This is a genomic window from Kitasatospora sp. NPDC004669, from assembly GCF_040609455.1.
In the GTDB taxonomy this organism is placed as follows: Bacteria; Actinomycetota; Actinomycetes; order Streptomycetales; family Streptomycetaceae; genus Kitasatospora.
Genome location: NZ_JBEXKB010000043.1, coordinates 1 through 21,210 on the forward strand (window position 1 = coordinate 1; position 21,210 = coordinate 21,210).

A 21,210-nucleotide genomic window follows, 5' to 3' on the forward strand; every position below is an offset into this window, starting at 1 on the left:
ACCGGTGACTGGGCCCTGCACGCCGACTACACGAAGGCGGGCGGCTGGACCTCCACCACCGAGCCCGTCAAGACCAGCGTCTCCCCGGTCAAGGCATCGTTCGAGGGCCGGGCCTCGGTCAGCGCAGGCCTCGTCGCCGAAGGCTCCGTCGCCCTCTACGACACGGTGGGCGTGAAGGCCACGGTCGAGCCGTATCTGCGGGCGGACGTGGACGGCTCGGTCAGCATCGACTCCAGCGGCGCCGGGCCGACCGTCCACGGCAAGGCCGGCCTCTACGGCGGCCTCGACGTGGACGGAGCGGTGCTGGCGCGGATCGCCATCATGGGTACCCCGCTGATCGAGAAGGACATCCCGTTCAAGCTCTACCACAACGAATGGCCCATCGTGGCCCGGGAGTTCACCTCCCCGCCCGTGGGTGCCCGGCCGAGCGCCTCACCGGCGAACTGACAGCTCCTGCTGTCACCTGATGCTGCGGGGCCTCGGCCACCAGGCCGAGGCCCCGCAGCGGATCACTGCAGACTTCCTGCTTGCATGCACCGGGTGCGCCCGCGTTCGGGGACCGCGGAGCCGGCTGCGTCGACCGGCTACGAGCGCGGCTCGCCGGTGGGCGCCATGACCGCCCGGGCCAGGACATGACCCCGGATGACGAAGTGCAGCGGGGCGAGCGCGGACTGCTTGCTCAAGCCGTCATCCATGCAGTGCAGTTGGCTCGCTGGCCGACTATGTCAGTCGCCCTGGTGTGTCTCCTCGGTCTCACCGGCGATGAGGCGGGTGATGAGCGCGCGGGTGCCGGTTGTGAGGCCGTCGAGGACCTCGGTGGCGTCGGCGCTGTCGGGGCAGCGGGTGAGGTTGCGCAAGGCGGCCCAGTTGTCGGCGATGGCGGTCAGGTGCTGCTGGTCGCGGCTGACGGCGGCCTGGCGCTGGGTGAGGTAGTGCTCGGCGCGCTGGTGGGCCTGGTGCCAGTCGATGTCACCGCGCTCGGCGAGTGCGCTGAAGGTCGGCCCCGGGTCGCGGTCAGCGAGGCGGATCGCGTCGACCTCCTCGACCCGTCGGCGAAGGCGTTCGTCTTCGAGCCGCTGGTCGAGTGCGGCGGTGGCGGCGTCGAGGGTGAGCTGGTCTTCGGTGACCTGGGCAGCCAGGTCGGGGGCATGCTGGCGGAGGCGGTCGCGCTGGGCCTGGATGGCGTCGGCCCTGGCCTTGCGCTCGCGGACCATGTCGCCGGCGGCGTCGAGGCCGAGCTTGCCGTCGCGGACCTGGTCGGCGAGGTCGGGCGCCTGCTTGAGTACGGTGTTGGCGAGGGACAGCCGGGTGCGGCTGATGTCGTGGAGCTTGGCGTGGGTGCGAAGGGAGTGTCCCGAAACTGAAAGCACCATCGCGTGGATCATGGAGCGCTGGCCCTCGCTGAGGTTCCGGCGGCGCAGGTTGGAGCTGAGGATGTACGCGGTCTGGTCGGTGCCGGTGTAGGTGGTGAAGCGGGGTTCGATGCCGCCGAGTTCGCAGGCGGCGAGGCGGTTGCGGCCGTCGAGGAGGACGCCGTCGGGGTCGAGGACAATGGGCATCGTCAGGCCGAACTCCTTGATGGACTCGGCGAGGTCGTGCATCTCATGCTCGGGGAGCATCGGGAAGCTGGCGGCGTACGGGTGGGTCTTCAGGGTGTCTCCTTGCTGGGTGGGGTTTCCGGGGGCACCGGGTCGGTTCCCCCGGAGTCAGCTGGTGCGCTCAGCGCGTGCGGCGCTGGGGGCCGGTGGCCGGTGCGGCGGGCAGGGTGGCCGGGCTGGCGGGGGTTATGCGCAGGCCGAGGGCGATCGCGCCGGGTGAGCGGAGGCGGGCGGCTTCGGCGGCGGGGTTGGGGGCGGGGTTGCGGCTGGTGTGCTGGATCCGGCCGAGGAGGACCTTGGCGGGCAGGCGGGCGGTGGTCAGTTCGCGCCTGGCGGCGGCTTCCTTGAGGAGCTGGTGGGGCTTGTGGCCGCTGGCTTCGGCGTCGTCGAGGACGGTGGCGAGGGCGGGCCAGTTGGGGTCGGTGAGGATCCGCTCGGCGTGGTCGGGGACGGCCGCGCGGACGTCGCCGGCGAGGGTGTTGCGGGTCTCCTCCTTAGGCTGGCGCTGGGCGAGGGCGGTGAGTTGCTCGGCGGCGGACTGGTCGTAGGCGGCCTCAAGGTGCTGGACCGCGCGTCGGGCGGCTTCGACCTGCTGGGCGTGGCCTCGGGCGGTGTGCCAGCGCTCGGCCAGGATCGCGGCCCAGACGAGGCCGGCGACCAGCACGGCGAGAGTGCTGCCGTCCTTGCCGCTGCCCGCGTACACGAGGTCGCGGGCCGCTTGGCGCAGGTCGGCCGCCGCCGCGTGGTCGGCCCTGACCTTCGAGCGCTGGGCACGGGCGAATGCGCGTGACGCGGCTCGCAGTTCGGCGCGCAGGTCCTCGGGTGCGGTCTGCGCGGTGGCCTCGATCAGTTCGCCGAGTGCGGTGACGTGGGCCTGTGCTCGCGCGTCGCCACTGGCGCCACCTTCCCAGTCGCCGTCGCTGTGGCCGAGGTCGGCGGAGAACGTGTCGAGGGCGTCGGTGGCACGCTGCCACGGGGTGCCGGGCCGATTGCGGCGAGCGGTGGGGTGCTCCTCGGGTGCACTGGCCGTGAGGAGGGCCTGGAGCTTGGGCAGCGACAGGTCCGGGGCGACCTTGCCGCCCGGGATGTAGACCTGCGCACCGCTCTTGTTGAGGTCGCCGGGCCTGCCGACGGAGTAGCCCTGGAGGTCGCCAGAGGGGAAGCGGCGGATCTTGACCTCGACGCCGTCGGCCTGGAGGTAGGCGAGGAGTTCCTCCAAGTCGGCGGCGTGGGGGATGGCGGCGCGGATGCGGTCCTGGAGCCACTCTCGGCTGGTCTGTTCCCAGCCGAGGCGCTTGGCCTTGTGCATCTCGGCCTGGGTGGGGCGGCGTTCGGCGGTACCGTCGCCGGTGCCGAGCTGGCGCAGGCCCAAGTCCTTCTCGATCTGGCGGCACTCGGCGCCGACGCGCTGGCCGCTCTTGTGGAGCTTGGGGCGGCGGCCGTCCTCGCGGACGGTGGTGGCGAGGATGTGGATGTGGTCGTCGGCGTGGCGGACGGCGATCCAGCGGCAGGCGAGGTCGTCGCCCTTGGGGGCGATGCCGGCGGCCTGAACGATGCGTTCGGCGACCTCGCCCCATTCGGCGTCGGAAAGGTAGCGGTCCTCCGGCGCGGCGCGGACGGGGCAGTGCCAGACGTGGTCGGTGAGCTTCTTGCCGGGCTCGCTGTTGCGCAGGTGCACGGGCTCGTCCAGGTAGCGGGCGAGTTCGGTGAGCGTGGCGCTCTCGTCGCGGCCGGGGTCGGGCATGCCGAGCATGGCGAAGCCGGCCACGATGTGCGGGTCGCGGTGCTCGTCGTGGCGGCCCGGCCCGTACAGGTAGGCGAGCAGGCCGCGGGTGTTGGATCCGGGCTTCTTGATGGGCGCGATCACAGTGGGTTCAGACCTCCTGGTCGGCGGGCTGGCGGAGGGCCTTCGCGATCTGCAGCAGCAGGTGCCGAAGTTCGTCGAGCGTTTGGCGGAGGTCAGCTGGCGGCCCGTATCCGCCGTTGAGGGCACGGGCGATCTGGTTGACGTTGTTCGCGATACCGCTGAGCAGGCGCAGGACCCTGGTGCGGAAGTGGTGCGTCTGGCGACGTTCTTCCGCCAAAGGCAGGCTGATGAAGAACCGGCCGTCGATGAACGCCAGGACCACGTCGGCGGCGAACCCGGACACGCCGTTGTAGCCGTTGGCGACGGCGGCGGCCTGCAGCCGGGCCTCCTCGTCGGGCTTGAACCGCAGTGGGCCGACGCGCTCCTCGCGCTTGGTGCCGGTGTAGCGGCGGTTCCTCAGCTCGGCACCGCTCGCGCCGCTGCCGTCGGCGGCGGGGCTGGTGTCATCGTCGGGCTCGCTGTCGCTCTCGTTGGGGTGGAGGGCGGCGAGGATCTGCTTCTGGACGGCGAGGAGCTTGTCCGGGTCGGGGCCGCCCTCGGCCCCGACCTGCTGGCCCGGCGCGCCCTCGCGTTGGGCCGTCTCCGCCACCCCTGGGGCGGAGACTCCGCGAGTCCGGCCACGAGTCGGACTCGCGGTACTACTGGCTCCGCCAGGGGCTCGGTCGCCGAACGCCCACTGCCAAAGACCCTTCACGGTATGGGACTTCCTCCTCTCCTTCGCGCTTCCGCCGGTGGGGCCGTGGGGGTGTTGGGTGTCGGTCACGGGCCGATCTCCTGTCGCGAGGTCGTCGAGGTGCTGTGGTGCGAGCGGGGTGTGAACGCGGCGCGCAGACCGGCTCGGGCAGAGAGCGGTTCGGCGGAAGCGCGATCCGATGCTTTGGCGAATGCCGCTGACCCTGTGTTGGACATCCGCCATACCGATTGACGGTGAAGGGGCCGCCCGCCAAGCGCCGTGCGGGTCATTGGCGGGCGGCCACCCATGGAGCGGTGACGCGTCAGGCGGGCACCGGATGCTCACGCGCCTGCTCAGGCTCGCGGTCGGCGTGCTCGGGCTGAGCGTCGGCCTGCTCATCCCGCAGGAGCGTCATCAGCTCCGTCCTGCGCTTGCTGCTGATCGGAACCCCGGCGTCGCCGAGGGCCTTCTCGACCACGGCGACGCTGACGCCGTACTCGTCGACGACCGGCCGCATCATGTCCACGAGCTGGTCCATGGTCTTCGCGGGAGGGCGTCCGGTGCGCTTGCGTGGCGCGACCGGTTCTTCATCGGAGGCCGGGACGTCTTCCCTGCTCTCCGTGACCGGCGCGGGGCTGGACGGGCCGTCCTGCTCCACCCTGGCTACGGGCTCGGCTGCCGGGGTGGGCTCGGGGTTTTCGTGCGGCGGGAGTTCGTCGTCGGCGGGCTCTGGCTCGGCGGTGACCTCGGTCGCGGCGGTGTTGTGGGCGAGGAGGGTGCCGCCGAAGAAGGCGAGGGCCGGCCATCCGGCGACCAGGATCCGCAGCCAGGCCGGGACGTGGTCGAGGTCGAGGAGTCCGGCGGTGGCGACGTTCGCGCCGAGCGAGGCGGTCAGGGCGATGGCGAACCAAGTCCAGGCGGTGCCGGCCGGGCGTCCGGTGGAGCGCAGGGTCCGCATCCGGTGCCAGGCGGCGACGAGCAGCAGGTCCACCGAGACGGGGTAGGCCCAGGCCTTCCAGCCGTGTTGCCCGGCAGCCTCGGCGATGTCGTGGAGGTGAGCGAAGGACAGGGCGCCCGCGATGGCGGCCTGTATGAGGACGGCGTCCAGGCGGGGGCGTATGGGTTTGGTGGCGGTCATGCGGGAGGGGTCCTCGCGGGTCGGGTGGTGGTGGTTTGCGGGATTGCCGTCTTTGCCGTCTTGCCGTCTTGCAGCTGCGGGACGGGCTCTGGGCTGGGGCGGGCGCGGCTGGCCGGTGGAGTCACTGCTGCGGCGGTGTTCAGGTTCGGGACGGTGCGCGTATCCGTCTTGGGGCCCGTATCCGTCCCAGCAGCATGGCCGGTGACCTGCGGTTTTACGGCAGGGACGGCTGGGACGGCACAAGACGGATGTGTTTCCCGTCCCGGGGCAGGCCCGCCGCTCGCATCGTGGTTCGGGCGGCGGCGGGCCGGTCGCGGCGTGGGACGGTTGCCGTCCTGGAGGTGGCGCCCTGCCGTCCTGGGACGGATGCGGCTTCCGTCTTGGGAGGCCGTTCCGTCTCGATGGAATGTGCTGTGACCTGCGGTTTTACGGCAGGGACGGCGGGGACGGCAGTTCGGGGAGGTTGGTCAGCCTCTGCTACCCGTGCCCGCGCTCTCGTCCGTGGCCGTGGGGGTGATGGGGTGAACGGTGGGGCAGTAGCGGCGCCAGGCGTCGAGGAACTTGTGGCGCGTGTAGCCCTTGCGCTGGGTTCCGTCGCCGAGGCGCACGTTGCCGGAGGTGATGCCGAACTCGCGGAGCATCGAGCCGAGCCCGCGCGGGCTCAGACCACCCCGGGCCGACTCGGCCCACGGGGCCTCGGAGTTGTCGTTGAGCTCGCGCAGCAACTGGTCGGTGGTCAGGCTGTCCGGCTCGCGGTTGGCGTGGAAGATCCGGCGGATGTCGGCGAGGATCCGCGCGCCGCCGAGGTTCTCCTCCTCCGCCTGGACCTCGGCGTCGACCATCCGCCTGCACGCCTGGCGGGCCAAGCGGGGCCAGGGGCCTCCGGCGAGGTCGGCAATGATCACCAGGGGCTCCCAGGTGTCGGCGGCGCGGTCCTCCACCGGCATGCTCGGCTCCAGGCGTAGGGCCCGGTCGCCAAGAGGTGCGGTCCAGCGGGCGATCCGGTCCCGGATCTCGTGAAACCCGGGGCTGTCGCGCTGAGAACGGTACGGCGAGACCGTCTCGCCCTCGGCGCGGCGGCGCATGCGGATCACGATCGAGCGGTCCATGATCGTGTCCGGGAGGTCGCCAATGCCGGCGATGGCCGCCATGGCGAAGGTATGGAATCGGCGCGGGGTGTGGTCGTTGCCGACGACCCGCAGCACGTACCGGTCGCGCTGGTGCCCGGCGTTGAGCAGGCCGCGCATCTCCTCGTTCTTCTCCGCCATCTTCGGGCTGCCGAAGATCGTGTCCGCCTCGTCCACGAGCAGGGTGGGCGGCTCCTCGGTGATCGAGCGGAACACGGCAGCCGGAGACGAGTTCACCGTCAGGAGCGCCTGGTGGACGGTCTCGGTGAGCACGTCCAGCAGGCGCGACTTGCCGCACCGCTTTGCCGGCCCGACCACCGCCAGGCGCGGGGCGTGCTGCCACGCCCCCTGCAGATGTGTCGCCGCCACCCACAGTGTGGTGGCGTCCAGCGCTTCCTCGGAGGGCAGGATCACGAATCGCGCGATCCGCGCTTTCAGCTGCGCGAGCAGCTCTGCGCCCTCTGTCGTCTCGGTGTCCGGCATCAGGTCGATCCCGTCCGGGACGGCAGGCTCAGCCGGTGCCGCCTCGACGTCGTCTCCACAGGCTGTGGACACAGACTCCGGCTGTCGGGCCGACAGCAGGGTGCCGGGCTCGCCCGGCTTGGCGACCGGCGGCCAACTCGCGATGGAAGCTGCCGGATCGGGCTGGTGGGACGTAGACTCCATGCTGAAGCTCCAGACTGGGGCGCGGGACCTGAGCCGTCGCGCGCCACCGATGAAGGTCGCGGATAAGGACTTCGCCTGGCCCTCGGTGTTCGCAGCACCGGGGGCCTTCGTGCGTCTTGGGGTCGGCGGACTGGGGATACCGGTCCGCTCAACTCGCAGGGACTGCCTGCACCTTGGCGGTGGTCCCTCGGCGGCCGAGGCCTCCGAGGGACCACGAACGTACGGTCATGCCGATGGAAGATCCACTCCATGCGGGCAAGTACGCCCACGGCAGACGGGCTTGTCGATCGGCCTCTCGCCACGTCAAGCTGCATCAGCCGCCGAACCTTCACCGACCGCCGCCTCGATGCCGAGCAGGCGCAGAAGGTCCGCCGTGATCACGCGGTACTTCTTGCCCAGCCGCAGGACCCGGCAGGGGTACGCGCCGAGACGGGCCAGCTCGTAGCCCTTGCTCCGCCCGAGGCCGATGGCGCGGTTGGCGGTGTCGAGGTCGATGGCCGCCGGCAACGCGAGGAGCTCGGCCCGGCCCATCCCCTGAACCGTCGCCGACATCTCACCAGTTCGCATATGAACTCCAAATCCAGGCTTCCCCTGAGTAGGGGGCGGCGGCGGAGTGCCGCAACAGAGAGGAGCTTTCCAGTAGCTACTGTGTCGATATGACACAACGCGGAAATGAAGACTGGTCCACCGACGACGAAAACGCACTCGACTGGCACGAACGGATCACCAAGGACGTGATCCAAGCAATCACCCGAAGGAGGAAGTGTCTTGGACTGTCCGCTCAGGATCTGGCCGACGAAACAAGGGACTTGGGCCACGAAGTCCCTCGGAACGTCATCGCCAACTGGGAATCTGGCAGGCGAAAGACGATCACGATTCCCGAGCTGATCATCGTGGCCGAGGCTCTGGAGACCGCGCCGGTCGAGCTGCTCTACTCCCCTGCCCTCGGCGGGCATGTCGACTACCTGCCGGGAACCAGCACCGGCCGCTGGGCGGCCCTCACCCGCTTCACCGGAGAAGCCCCCCACACGATGGGGATGTACCGGCTCCGCCTCTACCGGGAGCACGCTCGGATCTGGCAGGAGATCCAAGAGGAACATCACGACGCGGTCCAGCTGGAGTTCACGTTCTTCCGGAAGGACTGGCCGTCCGACGGGAAGGCGAAGTTCGACGCTTTCGTCGCCGCTATTCGCGAGCGACTTCACCCCGTCAGAGCACAACTGCGCGAGATGGGCCGGGAAGTCCCCCGTCTCACCTCGAATCTCGGCTTTCTCGACGCCGAGCTTCCCCCACTCAAAACCGACATCGACTTGGAGGACGAATGAAGGGTTCCACCTACCACCGCTGCTACTGCCGCGACGCCGAGACCGGGAAGCCGCTCGGCAAGGCGTGCCCGAAGGCGGGCAGCCGCAAGCACGGCTCCTACTCCATACGTCAGGAGCTGCCCAACGCCGATGACGGCACCCGTCGTTCGTTCAACCGCGCCGGCTACGAGATGCTCAAGGAGGCGCAGGCCGACCTCGACCACATCCGCGGCCTGCTCGCCCTCGGCAAGGAGGACCCGGACGACCTGGCCCTGGTCGCCGATCTGCTGGTGAAGGTCGCCGACGAGAAGGCGCAGCTGCCCGACATCGAGGAGACCCGCCGCCGCCTGAAGACCGGTCAGGACCTCTCCACCCGGGTCACCGTGGGCGAGTGGCTCGACACGTGGCTTGGCGGCAAGAAGATCCGCAAGTCCGGGATCACCCGCTACGAATCCGACGTACGGATTCACCTCAAGCCCCGGATCGGGCACGTCCGCGTCGACCGGCTGCGGGTGAGCACGCTCGCCGAGATGTTCACGGCCATCGCCGACGCGAACGAGGAGATCCTGGAGAACAACGCCCTGCGGCACGCGCTGAAGGCCGAGCTCGCCACGGTTCCGATCAAGGGCGTGGAGAACCGTGCCCGCCGCAAGGCCCTGCGGGCCGAGCTCGCCGAGATGCCGCCGTTCCGGCGCACGACCGGCGCGGCCACCCGCCAGCGCATCCGCGCCACGCTCCGGACCGCCCTGAACGCCGCCATCCCCGAGGGCTTGATCACCTTCAACCCGGCCGCCCACGTCGAGCTCGACCCGGCGACCAAGCCGAAGGGTCTGGTCTGGACGCCCGAGCGGGTCGCCCAGTGGCAGGAGACCGGCGTGAAGCCCTCCCCCGTGATGGTCTGGACGCCGAAGCAGACCGGCGCGTTCCTCGACTTCGTGGCTGACGACCGCCTGTACGCGATGTGGCACGTGATCGCCCTGCGCGGGCTTCGCCGGGGCGAGGCGTGCGGGCAGCCGTGGTCCGAGACCAATCTCGACAACAGCTCGTTGACCGTGACGGCCCAGCTCGTGCAGGACGGCTGGGAGGTCGAGGAGTCCGACCCCAAGACCGACGGGAGCTTCCGGACGGTGGCGCTGGACGACGACACGGTGGCCGTCCTACAGCGCCACCGCGAGCGGCGGCAGAAGGAGCGGGCCGACTGGGGGCAGGCCTGGAAGGAGACCGGCCGGGTCTTCACCAACGAGGACGGCTCCTGGCTCCACCCGGGCAAGGTCACCGACATGTTCGAGCGCCTCGTGACCGCGTCCGGCCTGCCACCGATCCGGCTGCATGACCTGCGCCATGGCGCGGCCACGCTCGCGCTCGCTGGCGGGGTCGACATGAAGGTGGTGTCCGAGATGCTCGGCCATTCCTCGATCAAGATCACCTCGGACACCTACACCAGCGTCCTGCCCGAGATCGCGAAGGATGCCGCCGAGGCTGCCGCGAAGCTCGTCCCCCTCCAGCGGAAGGCCGAGGCCGAGGTTCACGCCAAGGCCGCAGCCAAGGCCGAGAAGGCCAAGCGGAAGGCCAAGAAGAAGGCGAAGTCCAAGGCCAAGAAGGCCAAGGCCTAGAGCAAGATCAACACCCGCGCTCACGCATCGCTCACGCAAGCGATCTTGTAGCGCGTCACTGACGCCTGCCCGCACGCCCGGAAACAACAAAAGGCCCAGGTCAGCGGCTATCTGACCTGGGCCTTCTCGGAGCCGCCTGCGGGATTCGAACCCGCGACCTACGCATTACGAGTGCGTTGCTCTGGCCAACTGAGCTAAGGCGGCACCGTTGCCGTGTGTGGCGGCAACGCGGGCCAGTCTACACAGGTTCGCAGGTGATCCGTAGCCGAGGCGGTCGGGGCCGGGGCGGGGCCTGGACGAAGGCGGGGCATAGGTGGGCAAGAGGGGATAGTTTTCGCTTCAATCGACCACCAGTACGACGTTACGATGAGCGCCCCCCGCCCCCCTTCCCCACCCCGGAGCGCATCGTGCTCGGCGTCAACAACCTGGCGACTTACATCCTCGGCGCCCTCGTCATCATCCTGCTGCCCGGCCCCAACTCGCTGTACGTGCTGTCGGTCGCCGCCCGGAAGGGCATCCGGACCGGCTACCGGGCCGCGGCGGGCGTGTTCGTCGGCGACCTCACGCTGATCAGTCTGACCTCGCTGGGTGCCGCCTCGCTGCTGAAGGCCAACCCGGCGGTGTTCGCCGTGGTCAAGTTCGGTGGGGCCGCGTACCTGCTGTGGATCGGCTTCGGGATGCTCCGCGCTGCCCGGCAGCTGTGGCGCGAGCGCCGGGTCGAGGCCGATCCGGCGGCCGAGGCGGCGCCGGAGGCGGTCGAGCGGCCGTTCCGCCGGGCGCTGGTGATCAGCCTGCTGAACCCGAAGGCGATCCTCTTCCTGCTCTCGTTGGTTACCCCGAGTAAAACAGGATTCTATCCCCGTGGTGGTTGGGCCGGTAGGGCGATCGTGAACTGAGTGAGCACCCCGGCCGAAACTGGATAGCCGCCTTGGGGGAGATGCACGGAAGCCCCTGCCCATCTGGGCAGGGGCTTCCGCGTGGGGCGGCTGGTTGGCTACACGCTTGTTCGGCCCAGCAGCCGGCGCACGGCGGGGAGACAAGTCCCGCAGGCAAGGACGACATAGGGTCGGCCGCTCGGCCTGTCGATGGCGCCGGCGGCGGTCACGTCCGGGCCGGTGTGGTCGCACTGGCTGCATGTCCGATCGGACGCGCGCTGTGGCGTAGCGACGGTGTCGATCATCACGCCACCGCCCCAAGGGAGTGCGCACCTTCGTAGGTGTAGCCGGGATCGGGCATGGCATCCGAGCCGATGACCGCCAGTGCTTCGCGCCGGGCGGCCTGTCGTTGTGCCTCGGTCGTCTCGGTCTCCCACCGACGGACCCAGAGCGGGACCACGGCGACGGTTGCCGGTCGGGGCAGTTCCTCGGGGGTGGGAATCGGCTTCGGAGTCGGCGACGGCTCGACCGTCTCGGGCGCGTGGTGTGCTCGCTGCTCCCGCTCGATCGCCGCGGCGTCGACTTCCTGCCGGGTGGGGCCGAGGGGCAAGGTTCGTACCGGCTCTGGCAGGTTCACCGGCTCCGGCGTCGGCTCGGGGGCGAAGGTCACGGGGGTTGGCTCGCGGCGGTGGTAGGCGGGCACCCGGAGTCCTGACACGTCCGGGCGGATGGGAAGGGCGCTTCCTGCCCGGTGGCGGCCGGTGGGGGTGTCCGTCGCGCCGCTCATGTAGAACGCGAGGGTGGACGCTGCGACCAGGCAGCCGGCGGCTGCGGTGAACCAGCTCCAGAATGTAATGTCCGACATGCTGTCGAGTGCTCCCTAAAGCCTCGGCGGTTGACCCCCGGCGCCGGCCCTAATCGGCTCCGGGGGTTCTTTCGTTGGTGACGGTACTCAACCTGTCCATACCTGTCCATGGCTAACCCTGGCTATGCCTGGCTAACCCCCGCCGCTACCGTCATGGGGTGTTTGAGTTCAGCCCTGCCCGCGCCAAGTGGGAGCAGATTGCCGAGGTCGTCGGCGAGAGAATCAAGGCCGGCGAGCTTCGCCCGGATGACAAGCTGTCCGAGGTGCAGCTCACCGAGGAATTCGGCGTCGACCGGAAGACGGTCCGCAAGGCAATGGCTTCACTCCGATCGGCGGGCTTGATCATTACCAGGACCGGCATGGGCAGCTTTGTGACCCACCCGGCGGAACGTCCCGACACGCTGTCTGCATGAGCACGAGAGCGTGAGCCCTAGCCTTGAACTGACTTACTGTCAGCTCTAGGGGTTGGTCACCGTGACTTCGTTCCTGGTTGGCTCGCGCGCAAGCGCTCTGGCGCGGGCGCAGGTCCGCGAGTACCTAGCTCTGGTGCGCGAGCAGGTGCCAGGCGTCACGTTCACACAGCGGCCGATCCTCGAAGGCGGCGACCGCGACCGCCGCTCCCTGCTGTCCAGCGTTAGCGCCGTGAGCGGCGGGTCAGCATTCAGCACCGAGCAGGAAGCGGCGTTGGTCCGCGGCGATGTGGACGTGGTGGTCCACTCCCTAAAGGACCTGCCCACCGCCAACCCCGAGGGGCTCATGCTGTTGCCTCCACCCGGCCGCGAGGAAGCGCAGGACGCGCTGTGCGGGTCGACCCTCGCCGGCCTGCGGAAGGGCGCGCGGGTGGGAACCGGTGCTGCTCGGCGCGTCGCGCAGCTGCTCGCGGTGCGGCCTGACCTTGAGATCGTTCCGATTCGTGGCAACGTACCCACCCGTCTGCAGAAGCTGCGGACCATGCGGCTCGACGCCGTGGTGCTGGCGGTCGCCGGTCTTCGCCGGCTCGGTCGCGATGATGAGATCACCGAGGTTTTGCCGCTCGACCTGTTCCCGCCGTCGCCCGGGCAGGGCGCGTTGGGGATTCAGGTCCGGGAGGACAACCGGGCGATCCGAGACGTGCTGTCGACGGTCGGGGACGCTGCCGTTGACGCCGAGGTGCGCGCCGAGCGAGCCCTACTTGCCGAGCTGCACGGCGGGTGCAGCGTCCCCGTTGGCGCGTACGCCGAGATGAGGCCGGACGGCTACATCACGTTGTACGCACAGGTGACCTCGCTCGACGGCAGGCGCCGTGTGTCCGGGGAATTGCTCGGCCACGGCAGCGAGCCGGAGTCGCTGGGTGCCGCCCTAGCCGGTGATCTGATCGACCAGGGCGCACGGTCCATCCTCGACGCTATCCGGCCCGCCGCTGCGGTCTAGCTGTTGAGCTGCCGGGCGATCTCCACCGCGCCGTACGTGACGGTGGCGGTGGCGCCCGCCCGGCGGAGCGTGGTGCACAGCTCGGTGAGCGTCCGCACGTCTCGCTTACCGGCGGCGTCGAGCGGCGCGAGCTTGTTGTACTCGCCGCTCACCGAGAACGGGAACAGGGGCGTGTCCGTCCGGGCTTTGAGATCCCGGACCATGTCCGCGGTGAACATCGCGGGTTCCAGCAGCAGCAGGTCGGCGCCGTCCTCGACCAGCCGCAGGGCCGCACTGACGAAGTCGGCGGGTCGAGTAGGGCTGATCTGGAACTCGCGGTCCGCCCCGGCGTGCGGCGTCGCCCCCATGGTCAAGCGGAACCCGTCGTACAACGTGCTGAGGTAGATCACGTGGGGCATCACGGACCGGTCGCTGTATCCGGCCTGGTCGAGCGCGGCGCGCGCAGCCCGGGTTGTGCCAAGCACCATGGACGCCGGGCCGATGATGTCGGCGCCCGCCTCGGCGTGGGCGACAGCCTGCTGTGCCGTGACCTCGATCGTCGCGGTCACGTCCGGCCGGCCGTGCTGGTCGGTCACGTAGCACAAGCCGCCCGGGGTGTACGAGCACAGGCACGTTTCCGTCATGACGGCGATCTCGGGGGCCGAGCCCTTCGCCGCGCGAACCGCGCGAGCCATCAGGGAGTTCGGTTCCAGCGAGACGCTGCCGGTGGCGTCCCGCGCGGTCGCCTTCGCGAAGATCTTCACGGACGGTATGCCGAGCCGGCTGCACTCGCGCATCACGGCGGGGATGCGGTCGACGGTCGTGGTCGGCATGGGGCCGTCATCGGCCCGGCTGTCGGTGACCAGGAGCACCATGGACAGGTGGGCCGGGGTAAGGGGCGGACCCTCCAGCATGCGGCGGACGGCGGGGTTGGCCCGCAGGGGGTGGCTGCTCACTTCGGTGTCACGGGGGCTGTGCATGGTCTCGCTCATGGTCCCTCGCTTCCTTGGGTGATGAACCCGTCCCGGCCGGCGGTCTTGGCAGAGAGCAGCAGCCGGGACGGGGGTCTGTGGGGTGTTACCGGACGGACTTCGGCGGCCGGTCGGCGCGCCGCGCCTCGTATTGGGTTTCGATGTGTCGGGGGCCCGCGCACTTGAGCGACCAGGTAGCACGGCGCCCGTCGCTGTTGACGCACTCGAAGCGCACTGCGGTCCGCAGGACGGTCCCGGTGATCGGGTCGAGCTTCCTCGCGCGCAGGATGAGCGTTCCCCGGCGCCCGTCGTGATGGACGTACCAACCTCCGATGCGCGGGAGTGCGAGGCGTTCGACGCAGCCGCCGGCCGCCCTTTCGGGACACTGGCAGCCGTTCGCGCGTTCGTCGAATTCCGGCGTGTAGGTGGCGCTTTCGTCCGAGGCGTATGGGTCCGGCGCTACCGGTTCGGCACGCTGCCGTTTCGGGATCGGCACGGTCGCTGCCTTCCTGGTGGTCCTGATGATCTGTGGGTGCCTAGGCGGCGCGGAACTGCTCGGCCGGCTCGCCCAGGTAGGCCAGCCGCAGCCGGATTCCGCGCAGTGCAGCGGCGTACGCCGCCCGAATCCGGTGCTCGGTGAACGGCATCGTGTACTCGTGCAGTACGCCGAGGGGCACCCATTCGAGCGCTGCGATCGCCTCCGTGCGCACCGGCAGGGACAGCGCGTCGGCCTCGGCGTTGGCCATCACCCCGCCGTCAATGACCACGGTCAGCACCTCGGCCGCCCCGGTGTCGAGGGCGGCCGGGTGGCGGTCGAGAGTGAGTACGCCCGCGGTGGTCCTGCGCATGCCCATGTCGTCGACGAGCGCCCGTACGGCGACCTCGGTGACCGACTCTCCCGGGTGCATGGCGCCGCCGGGCAGCACCATGTCGTCTCGGTGGGCCGGCTGGATCAGCAGCACCCGGCGTCGCCGGTCACGGATCAGCAGGGAGACGTCGACACGGCGGCGGGGCTGTTGTGGCGCGATGCGTGGGGGTTCCACGGGAGTTGTTCCGTTCGTTAGAAGCGTCGGGGGCCCGCCCCGGGCGGAATGGACCAAGATTCCGAGGCCCGGGGCGGGTGTCGTGGTGCCCCCTGCCCCGCGAGCAGTACAGGGCAGGGGGCGGCGTGCGCGCGTCGGGGGCATGACGTCCTTCGCGCGCCCCGACACGGTGCGGACCCTCGTAGCCGCGTGTGCCGGGCGTATGACCCGCCCTGGTCGTACTGCGGACCACGTGCGCAGCACCAGGGCGGGGATTTCCGAGGGCGGTGTCAGGTGTCGCCCTCGGAGTGTGGGGCCCGCTCGGGTCACGGCTGGGGGGCACACGGCGCTCGCCGGGAAGGTAAGCCGCGCCGTGTGTGCGCGTGATCAGAGCGGGCGGTCTGTGGGTTAGGCGTCGATCGGCTTCGGGAGCAGGTCGAGCGCCGGGAGTCGCCAGAACGGCCGGCGGGGGCGAGGTCGGGCGTGCCGGGCACGGGCGGACGTTCGGGCCGCCATATCGCGCCGACTGGCGAAGTTCCACGCCCGGTCGGCGAGTTGGTCAACGCATGCACTACAGGCGAACATGGGGGCGTTGACCACGCCGGGGACGGTCACCGCTCCCACCCACAGCACGGGTACGGCGGCGCGCCCGCAGGACAACCAGCAGTCGCCGACCGTCCATTGATTCCCGTCGTCGGGCTGGGCCGGCAGCGGACGGTCCGCGGGAGCAATGCCCGCCAGCACGGCAGGCGCGGCAGCGAGGGCGGTCACAGCGGCTCGACCTTCGGCACCATCACCATCGGCAACTCGGCCAGCAGCCGGTAGGACCGATGGCCCGGGTTGTCCCAGACGTGCCGGCGCACCCACTCCCCGTATGCGGCATCGCTCTGCACCGAACCCGAGTCGGCATGACACGGCTTCTCGTTCTCGTCCTCGGACACACAGGTGAGGATGAACGAAGCCCGGACGACGTCCGGTCCGGGGTCGCGCTGAATCGTCCACTCACTGTGGCGCGTGACCTTCTCCGACTCACGGGCGACGCCGAGGGGACGGTTCGTCGGGTCGGGCGTCCACAGCCCGTCGTCGCGGATCACGCGGCGTCCGCCGAGCCGACCCCGGGAACCGGGTACCGGTGGTCCGGAACGATGTCGACGACCACCCTCGGCTCATCCCCGTAGCGTTCGATGTTCGCGGGGTTCGTCGTCCACTCCGTGCCACCCTCGGGCGGTCTCAAGTAGGCCTCGCCGCCTCGCATATCCATGTAGGCACCGAGCCGGCCGGTTCGCCGATCCTTGACTAACTCGCCCACTTTCGGGCGGTAGGGCTTCGGCTTGGCGGGGGGCGTGGAGGTGCGTTTGCGCGTCACGGCAGTGGCTCCGTTCCGTAGTGCGATGACTACCGGGGGCGCCAACTGTCCTCTAGCCTTGCCTAGTTCTCAACCTGCTGAAAGTGATTGGAGAGGGGCCGTGAACAAGTCGGAGCTTGACCCTGACGCGTCTCCCGAAGCCGAGTTTGGTGCCTTCCTCCGCAGCTCACGGGAGGCACGGGGGTGGCGACAGGAGGATGTGGCAAGTGCCGCTGGCTGTTCCCCGACCCACATCTCGGCGCTTGAAAATGGTCGACGCCGCCCAACTTCCAAGACGGCGCGTCAACTTGACAGGGCATTTGGGTGGGATCGCGTCTTTGTAAACAAGGCCTTTGATGCTCGATCCACAGTGCTTCTCGAAGGTTTTGGGCAGTATGTAGACCAGGAATCGAAGGCCCGAGAGTTAAGGCTGTTCACTCTGGGCATCGTGCCCGGGGTACTCCAGACGCTCAGCTACGCGAGGGAGATTGCGGCTGGGGCAGTGCGGCGCGGTAGCATCACGCCCGACCAGGCAGACGAACGAGTCGCCGTTCTTGCGCGTCGACAGGCGAAGCTGCAACGAGAACCGCGACCGGTGATCCATGCTGTCCTAGACGAGAGTTGCATTCAGCGTCCCGTAGGCGGACCCGGCGTCATGGCCGAGCAACTAGACGCACTCGTGGCGTTCGCCAACCTGCCTCACACGGTCCTACAGATCGCCCCACTGACCATAGGCGCGGATCGGGCATTCGATCTTCCGGTGTACATCCTCACGTTCCCGGACCGATCGCTGATGTCCTACGCCGAGAGTTCGCAACAGGGGAACCTAGAGAGGGACAGCAGCGCCGTACTGCCTATCCTCACGACCTACTATCAGCTACAGGCCATGGCGCTGTCACAGGCGGATTCTGTGGCTCTGATCAGGGAGCGAAGGAAGGAACTGCCGTGACCGCCGAGCCGGCATGGTTCAAGTCGTCATACAGCAGCAACGGCGGAGAGTGTGTCGAAGTATCGACCAGCATGCCGGGTGCCGTGCCCGTTCGAGACTCGAAGGACCCCGAGGGGGCGGCGCTAATCTTCCCGGCCGATGCCTGGTCGTCCTTCGTCGCCGCCGTCCGCTCCGGCGAGTTCGGCGACGTCTGACCGCGCCAAAGACAAAAGCGCCCCCTGTGCCGGCCGTAGCCGGTACAGGGGGCGCGGTGCTTCCGAGGGTGCTACGCCGACGAGACGGCGAGCTTGGCGGCGAAGCCGGCGAAGAGAACGGCTACCCCGCTGGTGAGGCTGGCGGACAGCCGCTTTCGGCGGCTGAAGGCGTTTGCGAGCGACGTGCCGGCGAAGATCAGCACGGAGAGGTAGAGCACGCTGAAGGCCTGCAGGATGCCGCCGAGCAGGGCGAAGGACAGGGCGGGCATTCCGTAGGAAGGATCAACGAATTGCGTAAAGAATGACAAAAGGAACAAGATCGCCTTCGGGTTCAGCAGGCTGATCACGAGCGCGCGCCGGAACGGCCGCTCGACGGCCTCGGGGGCCTGCTCGTCCGCGGCGGTGGCGGTGGCGGGGTCGGCGGCGACGCGGTGTTCGCGCCACATCTGGCGGGCTGCGCGGAGCATGCCGAAGCCGATCCACAGCAGGTAGGCCGCACCACCGAACTTGACCACCGCGAAAACGGCCGGGTTGGCCTTCAGCAGCGAGGCAGCGCCCAGCGAGGTAAGGCTGATGAGGGTGAGGTCGCCGACGAAGACTCCAGCCGCGGCCCGGTAGCCAGTCCGTATGCCCTTGCGGGCGGCGACGGACAGCACATACAGGGAGTTGGGGCCGGGCAGTAGAACGATGACCAAGGCGCCGAGAACGTACGTCGCCAGATCGTTGACACCGAGCACGGGTTCACTCCGGGGAGAGGACGGGGGGTCGGGCAATCGTAGCTTTAACGCGAGTTCGGACAATATGTCTTATCAATAACGAAAACGCCCCCTGCACCGGCACGTGGCCGGCACAGGGGGCGTGGGTGTTCAGTGGCCGGCGGCCTGCCAGATCAGGGCGACGGCGGCGACGGCGGCGGACGCGATGCTGAGCGCGGAGTGGGGCAGGCGGCGTTCCTCCAAAGCTCTGAGCCGGCTTTCGTGGTCGGCGATCTGGCTGCGGTGTTCGGCGAGGGCGTCGAGCTTGCCGTCGACGCGTACGAGTGCCTCGCGGATGGCGGCGATTTCCCGGTAGACCGGGTCGGGCTCGGTGCGGACGTCGGCGGCCGGGGTCGTCATCGGGCCTCCGGCGGGGCGGGGGCCGGCGGCGGGGCCGCGGGCGTGGTCATGCGGAGCCACGCGGGCAGCACCTGGTCGACGACGGGCAGCGCCATCACGCGGGTAACGCCGCCGGCGACGGCGAGCACGACGGCGACGCCGGGCAGCGCCTCGGGGACGCCGGCGGCATGGATGATCAGTGGGGCGCCGGCGAACAGGGCGAGGGTGGTCTGCACGACGGTCCGGATGGTGCGCCGGGTGGAGTCGGTCACGGGGTACCTCTCGGGTCGGGTGGTGATCAGGCGGCGGGAACGTGCAGGGCGGCCCAGGACGCCGGGCCGGGGATGCCGTCGGCGGCCGACCCGCGGTAGCCGAGCTGTCGCTGCCACGCGGCGTAGGACGCCTGGTCGGCCGGCCCCCAGTCGGGACCGGGCCCGACCTTGTACCGGGAGCAGCCGACGGCGACCAGGCGCTCGCCCATGCGCGTGATCACGTCGGAGTGCTGGCCGGCGTGGAAGAACGCGCCGCCGGGGAACGGCTCGTCGCCGTCGCTGGCGCCGGGCAGGTCGCCGAGCAGCTGCCGCAGCGAGGCCTCGCCGGGCACGCCGTCGGCGGCCTGTCCGGCGTACCCGAGGCTGCGCTGAAAGTCCGCGTAGTTGAGCGTGTCGGCATCCGTCCACGTCGGGCCGGGACCCTCCGTGTAGTGCTGGCCGAAACCGCGGGCGACGAGCGCCCTACCGACGGCGGTCACCTGGTCGCCCTCGGCGCCGTAGCCGTAGGCCAGGCCGCCGATAGTGACCTGGTAGCGGGCGGGCGTGGCCGGCGCCGGGTCCGGGGCGGGTGCGGGGCTGGTCGGTGTCGGGTCGGGGGCCGGGCTCCACCGCCATTCGGTGACGGCCGGGCCGCCGCGGGGGTCGGCCGGGTCCGCGGTCGGCGGGCACTGGCCGTCGTCGTAGCGCGGGGCGAGGTAGCCGGTGACGTAGGGGTCGGTCCGCAGGTGGCGGTGCGACCAGACGCCGTTGCCCTGCCCGTTGTCGCTGGCACCCGCCTCGATCGAGTTGCCACCCTTGGTGTAGACATACTGGCCGTCGAAGCCGATCACGACCTCGCAGTGCCGGCCGCTCCCGAAGTTCGTCCACGCGCCGATGGACGGGTACTCGCTCCACTGTCCGCGGCTCTGCGCCCAGTCGGTGAACGCCGAGACGTTGTCGACCCGCGGCACGATGTCGTCGAGGTTGCAGTCGTGGAACATGTCCCATGCGAACTCGACACACCAACTGACGCCGTCCTCCCCGAACTCGACGCCGAACGGGGTCCGGTTGTCCCAGCCGTCCGAGCTGTTCCAACCCTCATAGATCCGCTCGGGGACGTTCATCACGTGGTCGACAAGCTGCTGCCACTGTGGCGCCATCAGGTGCCCTCCGTACTTGTGGTGGTGGTGAGTTGGGCGATCTGGGCGCTTTCCTCGCGGAGCAGCGCGAGTTCCTCGATCACGGCGTCGTGCGTCTCGTTGGCGCGCCGCTCGGCGGCGCGGCCGAGGACCTGCTGCCCGACCATGAGCAGCGGCAGCGCGACCAGCTGCACGCAGTTCGACCAGTAGAGGAGTTGGGCCTGCTGGTCGGGGAGGATGAGCGGCAGCAGGCTGAAGACGATCAGGGCGTAACAGGCCCACATGGTGCCGAACCCGCGGGTGGCGGCGACGGCCACGCGTTCGTTGATCCGGGTCACGTGATCAGCCCCGGCACGTAGAGCTGTGCCTGCCAGTCGGCGTGGCTGGCGACGTGGGCGCCGCCGGCGCCCCGGTGGTGGTAGCTGCACAGCCACCGGAACTCACCCGGCGAACTCTCCAGCCACCGGGCGACGTCGTCGGCCGTGGCGTCCGCGGCGATCTCGGGGTAGTCCTTGTGCAGGGCGGACGCGTCGGCCGCGTTGGCGACGGCGAACTCAAGCGTCGCGTGATGGAGTTCGAGGCCGCCGGTGCACTGGGCGTGGCCGGCGCGTTCGCCGACGTAGCAGCGGGCCCCCTTCGCGTGGTGTCGGCGGAAGGCTGCGAACGCGGCGTAGTGCGGGTCGTGCTCGCGCGGTTCGTGGGACGGATAGTGCATGGTGTAGCGGTGGGTGACGGTCGCCGTGTGGGCGGCCACCGTCCGGTGCGGATGGTCGGTCACGATGTCTCCGGGCATGCGAAAGCCCCCGGCCGCCGAGCGGCGCGGGGGCGCAACGGGTCTTCGGTCAGCTGGACTTGGGCGGGTTCACCCAGTGCGGCGGGATGTTCGATGCGGCGGCCGGGGCCGGGTCGACGAGCAGCTCGTCGGCGGCGGGAATCGGTTCGGGCACACAGCTGCAGACGGGCAGGCGCCCGGGGTCGGCGATGCACTCGGGTTGGTGGACGTGGGCGGCGCCGTCGAGGCTGATCGCGTGGGCGTGGCAGGCGTACACGGGGGTGGTGTCGTCGGTGCCGGTTGAGCGGCGGCGCCACTGGACGGTGGGCTGCTCGGTGCAGCCCACCAGCCAGCACGC

At 70.0% G+C, this 21,210-nt stretch carries 27 protein-coding genes, 1 tRNA gene and 1 pseudogene; 8 read left to right on the forward strand and 21 right to left on the reverse strand.

The genetic code is table 11. The features are described from left to right. Nucleotides 1–447, forward strand: a pseudogene (locus tag ABZW30_RS29860) (hypothetical protein); the annotation flags it as partial. A gap of 278 nt (nucleotides 448–725) precedes the next feature. Here ABZW30_RS29860 and ABZW30_RS29865 read toward each other — a convergent pair. The 6 genes from ABZW30_RS29865 to ABZW30_RS29890 form a co-directional block, all read right to left on the reverse strand. Next, complete coding sequence (locus ABZW30_RS29865; RefSeq protein ID WP_355674315.1) at nucleotides 726–1,619, reverse strand: ParB/RepB/Spo0J family partition protein; 894 nt, start codon at nucleotides 1,617–1,619, stop codon at nucleotides 726–728. 100 nt (nucleotides 1,620–1,719) lie between these two features. Next, nucleotides 1,720–3,465: a mobilization protein gene (locus ABZW30_RS29870; protein ID WP_355674316.1), complete on the reverse strand. Its 1,746-nt coding sequence runs from the start codon at nucleotides 3,463–3,465 to the stop codon at nucleotides 1,720–1,722. Between the two features lie 7 nt (nucleotides 3,466–3,472). After that, nucleotides 3,473–4,054, reverse strand: coding sequence for a MobC family plasmid mobilization relaxosome protein (locus tag ABZW30_RS29875; RefSeq protein WP_355674317.1), 582 nt, complete (start codon nucleotides 4,052–4,054; stop codon nucleotides 3,473–3,475). A gap of 406 nt (nucleotides 4,055–4,460) precedes the next feature. Then, nucleotides 4,461–5,276 (reverse strand): DUF2637 domain-containing protein, encoded by an 816-nt coding sequence (locus tag ABZW30_RS29880; protein ID WP_355674318.1) that lies wholly within the window; start codon nucleotides 5,274–5,276, stop codon nucleotides 4,461–4,463. A gap of 467 nt (nucleotides 5,277–5,743) precedes the next feature. Then, nucleotides 5,744–7,069: a DUF3631 domain-containing protein gene (locus ABZW30_RS29885; RefSeq protein ID WP_355674319.1), complete on the reverse strand. Its 1,326-nt coding sequence runs from the start codon at nucleotides 7,067–7,069 to the stop codon at nucleotides 5,744–5,746. A 303-nt stretch (nucleotides 7,070–7,372) separates the two neighbouring features. Then, complete coding sequence (locus tag ABZW30_RS29890; RefSeq protein WP_355674320.1) at nucleotides 7,373–7,636, reverse strand: hypothetical protein; 264 nt, start codon at nucleotides 7,634–7,636, stop codon at nucleotides 7,373–7,375. Nucleotides 7,637–7,725: 89 nt separating this feature from the next. On the opposite strand from ABZW30_RS29890, the gene ABZW30_RS29895 reads away from it, so the two are divergent. Further along, entirely contained in the window at nucleotides 7,726–8,394 is a 669-nt protein-coding gene (locus ABZW30_RS29895) for a helix-turn-helix transcriptional regulator (protein ID WP_355674321.1), read from the forward strand. After that, nucleotides 8,391–9,986 (forward strand): site-specific integrase, encoded by a 1,596-nt coding sequence (locus ABZW30_RS29900; RefSeq protein ID WP_355674322.1) that lies wholly within the window; start codon nucleotides 8,391–8,393, stop codon nucleotides 9,984–9,986. Before ABZW30_RS29895 ends, ABZW30_RS29900 begins: the two co-directional genes overlap by 4 nt. Nucleotides 9,987–10,116: 130 nt before the next feature. On the opposite strand, the gene ABZW30_RS29905 is transcribed toward ABZW30_RS29900, so the two are convergent. Continuing rightward, nucleotides 10,117–10,190: transfer RNA gene (locus ABZW30_RS29905), tRNA-Thr, on the reverse strand. Between the two features lie 203 nt (nucleotides 10,191–10,393). On the opposite strand from ABZW30_RS29905, the gene leuE (ABZW30_RS29910) reads away from it, so the two are divergent. Further along, nucleotides 10,394–10,882: a leucine efflux protein LeuE gene (gene leuE / locus ABZW30_RS29910; protein WP_355674323.1), complete on the forward strand. Its 489-nt coding sequence runs from the start codon at nucleotides 10,394–10,396 to the stop codon at nucleotides 10,880–10,882. A gap of 283 nt (nucleotides 10,883–11,165) precedes the next feature. On the opposite strand, the gene ABZW30_RS29915 is transcribed toward leuE (ABZW30_RS29910), so the two are convergent. Beyond that, nucleotides 11,166–11,726, reverse strand: coding sequence for a hypothetical protein (locus tag ABZW30_RS29915; RefSeq protein ID WP_355674324.1), 561 nt, complete (start codon nucleotides 11,724–11,726; stop codon nucleotides 11,166–11,168). A 158-nt stretch (nucleotides 11,727–11,884) separates the two neighbouring features. Here ABZW30_RS29915 and ABZW30_RS29920 point away from each other — a divergent pair, with 158 nt between their 5' ends. Both ABZW30_RS29920 and hemC read left to right on the forward strand, forming a co-directional pair. Next, entirely contained in the window at nucleotides 11,885–12,139 is a 255-nt protein-coding gene (locus ABZW30_RS29920; RefSeq protein ID WP_355674325.1) for a winged helix-turn-helix domain-containing protein, read from the forward strand. Between the two features lie 61 nt (nucleotides 12,140–12,200). Next, nucleotides 12,201–13,136, forward strand: coding sequence for a hydroxymethylbilane synthase (hemC, locus tag ABZW30_RS29925; RefSeq protein ID WP_355674326.1), 936 nt, complete (start codon nucleotides 12,201–12,203; stop codon nucleotides 13,134–13,136). Here the strand turns inward: hemC and ABZW30_RS29930 are convergent. The 6 genes from ABZW30_RS29930 to ABZW30_RS29955 all read right to left on the reverse strand — a co-directional run bounded on the left by ABZW30_RS29930 (nucleotide 13,133) and on the right by ABZW30_RS29955 (nucleotide 16,474). Then, nucleotides 13,133–14,107 carry a hypothetical protein gene (locus tag ABZW30_RS29930; RefSeq protein WP_355674327.1) on the reverse strand — a complete coding sequence of 325 codons (975 nt, stop codon included), beginning with the start codon at nucleotides 14,105–14,107 and terminating at the stop codon, nucleotides 13,133–13,135. The genes hemC and ABZW30_RS29930 overlap by 4 nt on opposite strands. An 85-nt stretch (nucleotides 14,108–14,192) precedes the next feature. After that, nucleotides 14,193–14,582, reverse strand: a complete 390-nt coding sequence (locus ABZW30_RS29935; protein WP_355674328.1) for a hypothetical protein — start codon at nucleotides 14,580–14,582, stop codon at nucleotides 14,193–14,195. Between the two features lie 40 nt (nucleotides 14,583–14,622). Continuing rightward, nucleotides 14,623–15,129: an NUDIX domain-containing protein gene (locus ABZW30_RS29940; RefSeq protein ID WP_355674329.1), complete on the reverse strand. Its 507-nt coding sequence runs from the start codon at nucleotides 15,127–15,129 to the stop codon at nucleotides 14,623–14,625. Between the two features lie 387 nt (nucleotides 15,130–15,516). Beyond that, nucleotides 15,517–15,879 (reverse strand): hypothetical protein, encoded by a 363-nt coding sequence (locus ABZW30_RS29945; RefSeq protein ID WP_355674330.1) that lies wholly within the window; start codon nucleotides 15,877–15,879, stop codon nucleotides 15,517–15,519. Further along, nucleotides 15,876–16,202 (reverse strand): hypothetical protein, encoded by a 327-nt coding sequence (locus ABZW30_RS29950; RefSeq protein ID WP_355674331.1) that lies wholly within the window; start codon nucleotides 16,200–16,202, stop codon nucleotides 15,876–15,878. The genes ABZW30_RS29945 and ABZW30_RS29950 overlap by 4 nt, the downstream gene beginning before the upstream one ends. Further along, the gene (locus tag ABZW30_RS29955) at nucleotides 16,199–16,474 is read right to left on the reverse strand and encodes a hypothetical protein (RefSeq protein ID WP_355674332.1); all 276 of its coding nucleotides are present in this window, start codon (nucleotides 16,472–16,474) and stop codon (nucleotides 16,199–16,201) included. The genes ABZW30_RS29950 and ABZW30_RS29955 overlap by 4 nt, the downstream gene beginning before the upstream one ends. A gap of 100 nt (nucleotides 16,475–16,574) precedes the next feature. Here ABZW30_RS29955 and ABZW30_RS29960 point away from each other — a divergent pair, with 100 nt between their 5' ends. Both ABZW30_RS29960 and ABZW30_RS29965 read left to right on the forward strand, forming a co-directional pair. Further along, complete coding sequence (locus ABZW30_RS29960; protein ID WP_355674333.1) at nucleotides 16,575–17,402, forward strand: helix-turn-helix transcriptional regulator; 828 nt, start codon at nucleotides 16,575–16,577, stop codon at nucleotides 17,400–17,402. Further along, nucleotides 17,399–17,596, forward strand: coding sequence for a DUF397 domain-containing protein (locus tag ABZW30_RS29965; protein ID WP_355674334.1), 198 nt, complete (start codon nucleotides 17,399–17,401; stop codon nucleotides 17,594–17,596). The genes ABZW30_RS29960 and ABZW30_RS29965 overlap by 4 nt, the downstream gene beginning before the upstream one ends. Nucleotides 17,597–17,667: 71 nt before the next feature. Here ABZW30_RS29965 and leuE (ABZW30_RS29970) read toward each other — a convergent pair whose 3' ends face one another. From leuE (ABZW30_RS29970) to ABZW30_RS30000, 7 genes are all read right to left on the reverse strand, one after another. Next, nucleotides 17,668–18,333: a leucine efflux protein LeuE gene (leuE, locus tag ABZW30_RS29970; protein ID WP_355674335.1), complete on the reverse strand. Its 666-nt coding sequence runs from the start codon at nucleotides 18,331–18,333 to the stop codon at nucleotides 17,668–17,670. A 129-nt stretch (nucleotides 18,334–18,462) separates the two neighbouring features. Next, nucleotides 18,463–18,711: a hypothetical protein gene (locus ABZW30_RS29975; protein ID WP_355674336.1), complete on the reverse strand. Its 249-nt coding sequence runs from the start codon at nucleotides 18,709–18,711 to the stop codon at nucleotides 18,463–18,465. Continuing rightward, a complete protein-coding gene (locus ABZW30_RS29980) occupies nucleotides 18,708–18,962 on the reverse strand; it encodes a hypothetical protein (RefSeq protein ID WP_355674337.1) in 255 nt (84 codons plus the stop codon). Before ABZW30_RS29980 ends, ABZW30_RS29975 begins: the two co-directional genes overlap by 4 nt. 26 nt (nucleotides 18,963–18,988) lie before the next feature. Next, nucleotides 18,989–20,101: a peptidoglycan-binding protein gene (locus ABZW30_RS29985; RefSeq protein ID WP_355674338.1), complete on the reverse strand. Its 1,113-nt coding sequence runs from the start codon at nucleotides 20,099–20,101 to the stop codon at nucleotides 18,989–18,991. Further along, nucleotides 20,101–20,418: a hypothetical protein gene (locus ABZW30_RS29990; protein WP_355674339.1), complete on the reverse strand. Its 318-nt coding sequence runs from the start codon at nucleotides 20,416–20,418 to the stop codon at nucleotides 20,101–20,103. The genes ABZW30_RS29985 and ABZW30_RS29990 overlap by 1 nt, the downstream gene beginning before the upstream one ends. Beyond that, complete coding sequence (locus ABZW30_RS29995) at nucleotides 20,415–20,858, reverse strand: hypothetical protein (RefSeq protein ID WP_355674340.1); 444 nt, start codon at nucleotides 20,856–20,858, stop codon at nucleotides 20,415–20,417. The genes ABZW30_RS29990 and ABZW30_RS29995 overlap by 4 nt, the downstream gene beginning before the upstream one ends. 64 nt (nucleotides 20,859–20,922) lie before the next feature. Further along, nucleotides 20,923–21,198 carry a hypothetical protein gene (locus ABZW30_RS30000; RefSeq protein ID WP_355674341.1) on the reverse strand — a complete coding sequence of 92 codons (276 nt, stop codon included), beginning with the start codon at nucleotides 21,196–21,198 and terminating at the stop codon, nucleotides 20,923–20,925. Between the last annotated feature and the right edge of the window lie 12 nt (nucleotides 21,199–21,210).

Coding starts and splice junctions, on each gene's coding strand:
- ABZW30_RS29865 (WP_355674315.1), bottom strand. CDS start 1,619: ATGCTCCCCGAGCATGAGATGCACGACCTCGCCGAGTCCATCAAGGAG.
- ABZW30_RS29880 (WP_355674318.1), bottom strand. CDS start 5,276: ATGACCGCCACCAAACCCATACGCCCCCGCCTGGACGCCGTCCTCATA.
- ABZW30_RS29885 (WP_355674319.1), bottom strand. CDS start 7,069: ATGGAGTCTACGTCCCACCAGCCCGATCCGGCAGCTTCCATCGCGAGT.
- ABZW30_RS29890 (WP_355674320.1), bottom strand. CDS start 7,636: ATGCGAACTGGTGAGATGTCGGCGACGGTTCAGGGGATGGGCCGGGCC.
- ABZW30_RS29895 (WP_355674321.1), top strand. CDS start 7,726: ATGACACAACGCGGAAATGAAGACTGGTCCACCGACGACGAAAACGCA.
- ABZW30_RS29900 (WP_355674322.1), top strand. CDS start 8,391: ATGAAGGGTTCCACCTACCACCGCTGCTACTGCCGCGACGCCGAGACC.
- ABZW30_RS29915 (WP_355674324.1), bottom strand. CDS start 11,726: ATGTCGGACATTACATTCTGGAGCTGGTTCACCGCAGCCGCCGGCTGC.
- ABZW30_RS29930 (WP_355674327.1), bottom strand. CDS start 14,107: ATGAGCGAGACCATGCACAGCCCCCGTGACACCGAAGTGAGCAGCCAC.
- ABZW30_RS29975 (WP_355674336.1), bottom strand. CDS start 18,711: ATGACGACCCCGGCCGCCGACGTCCGCACCGAGCCCGACCCGGTCTAC.
- ABZW30_RS29985 (WP_355674338.1), bottom strand. CDS start 20,101: ATGGCGCCACAGTGGCAGCAGCTTGTCGACCACGTGATGAACGTCCCC.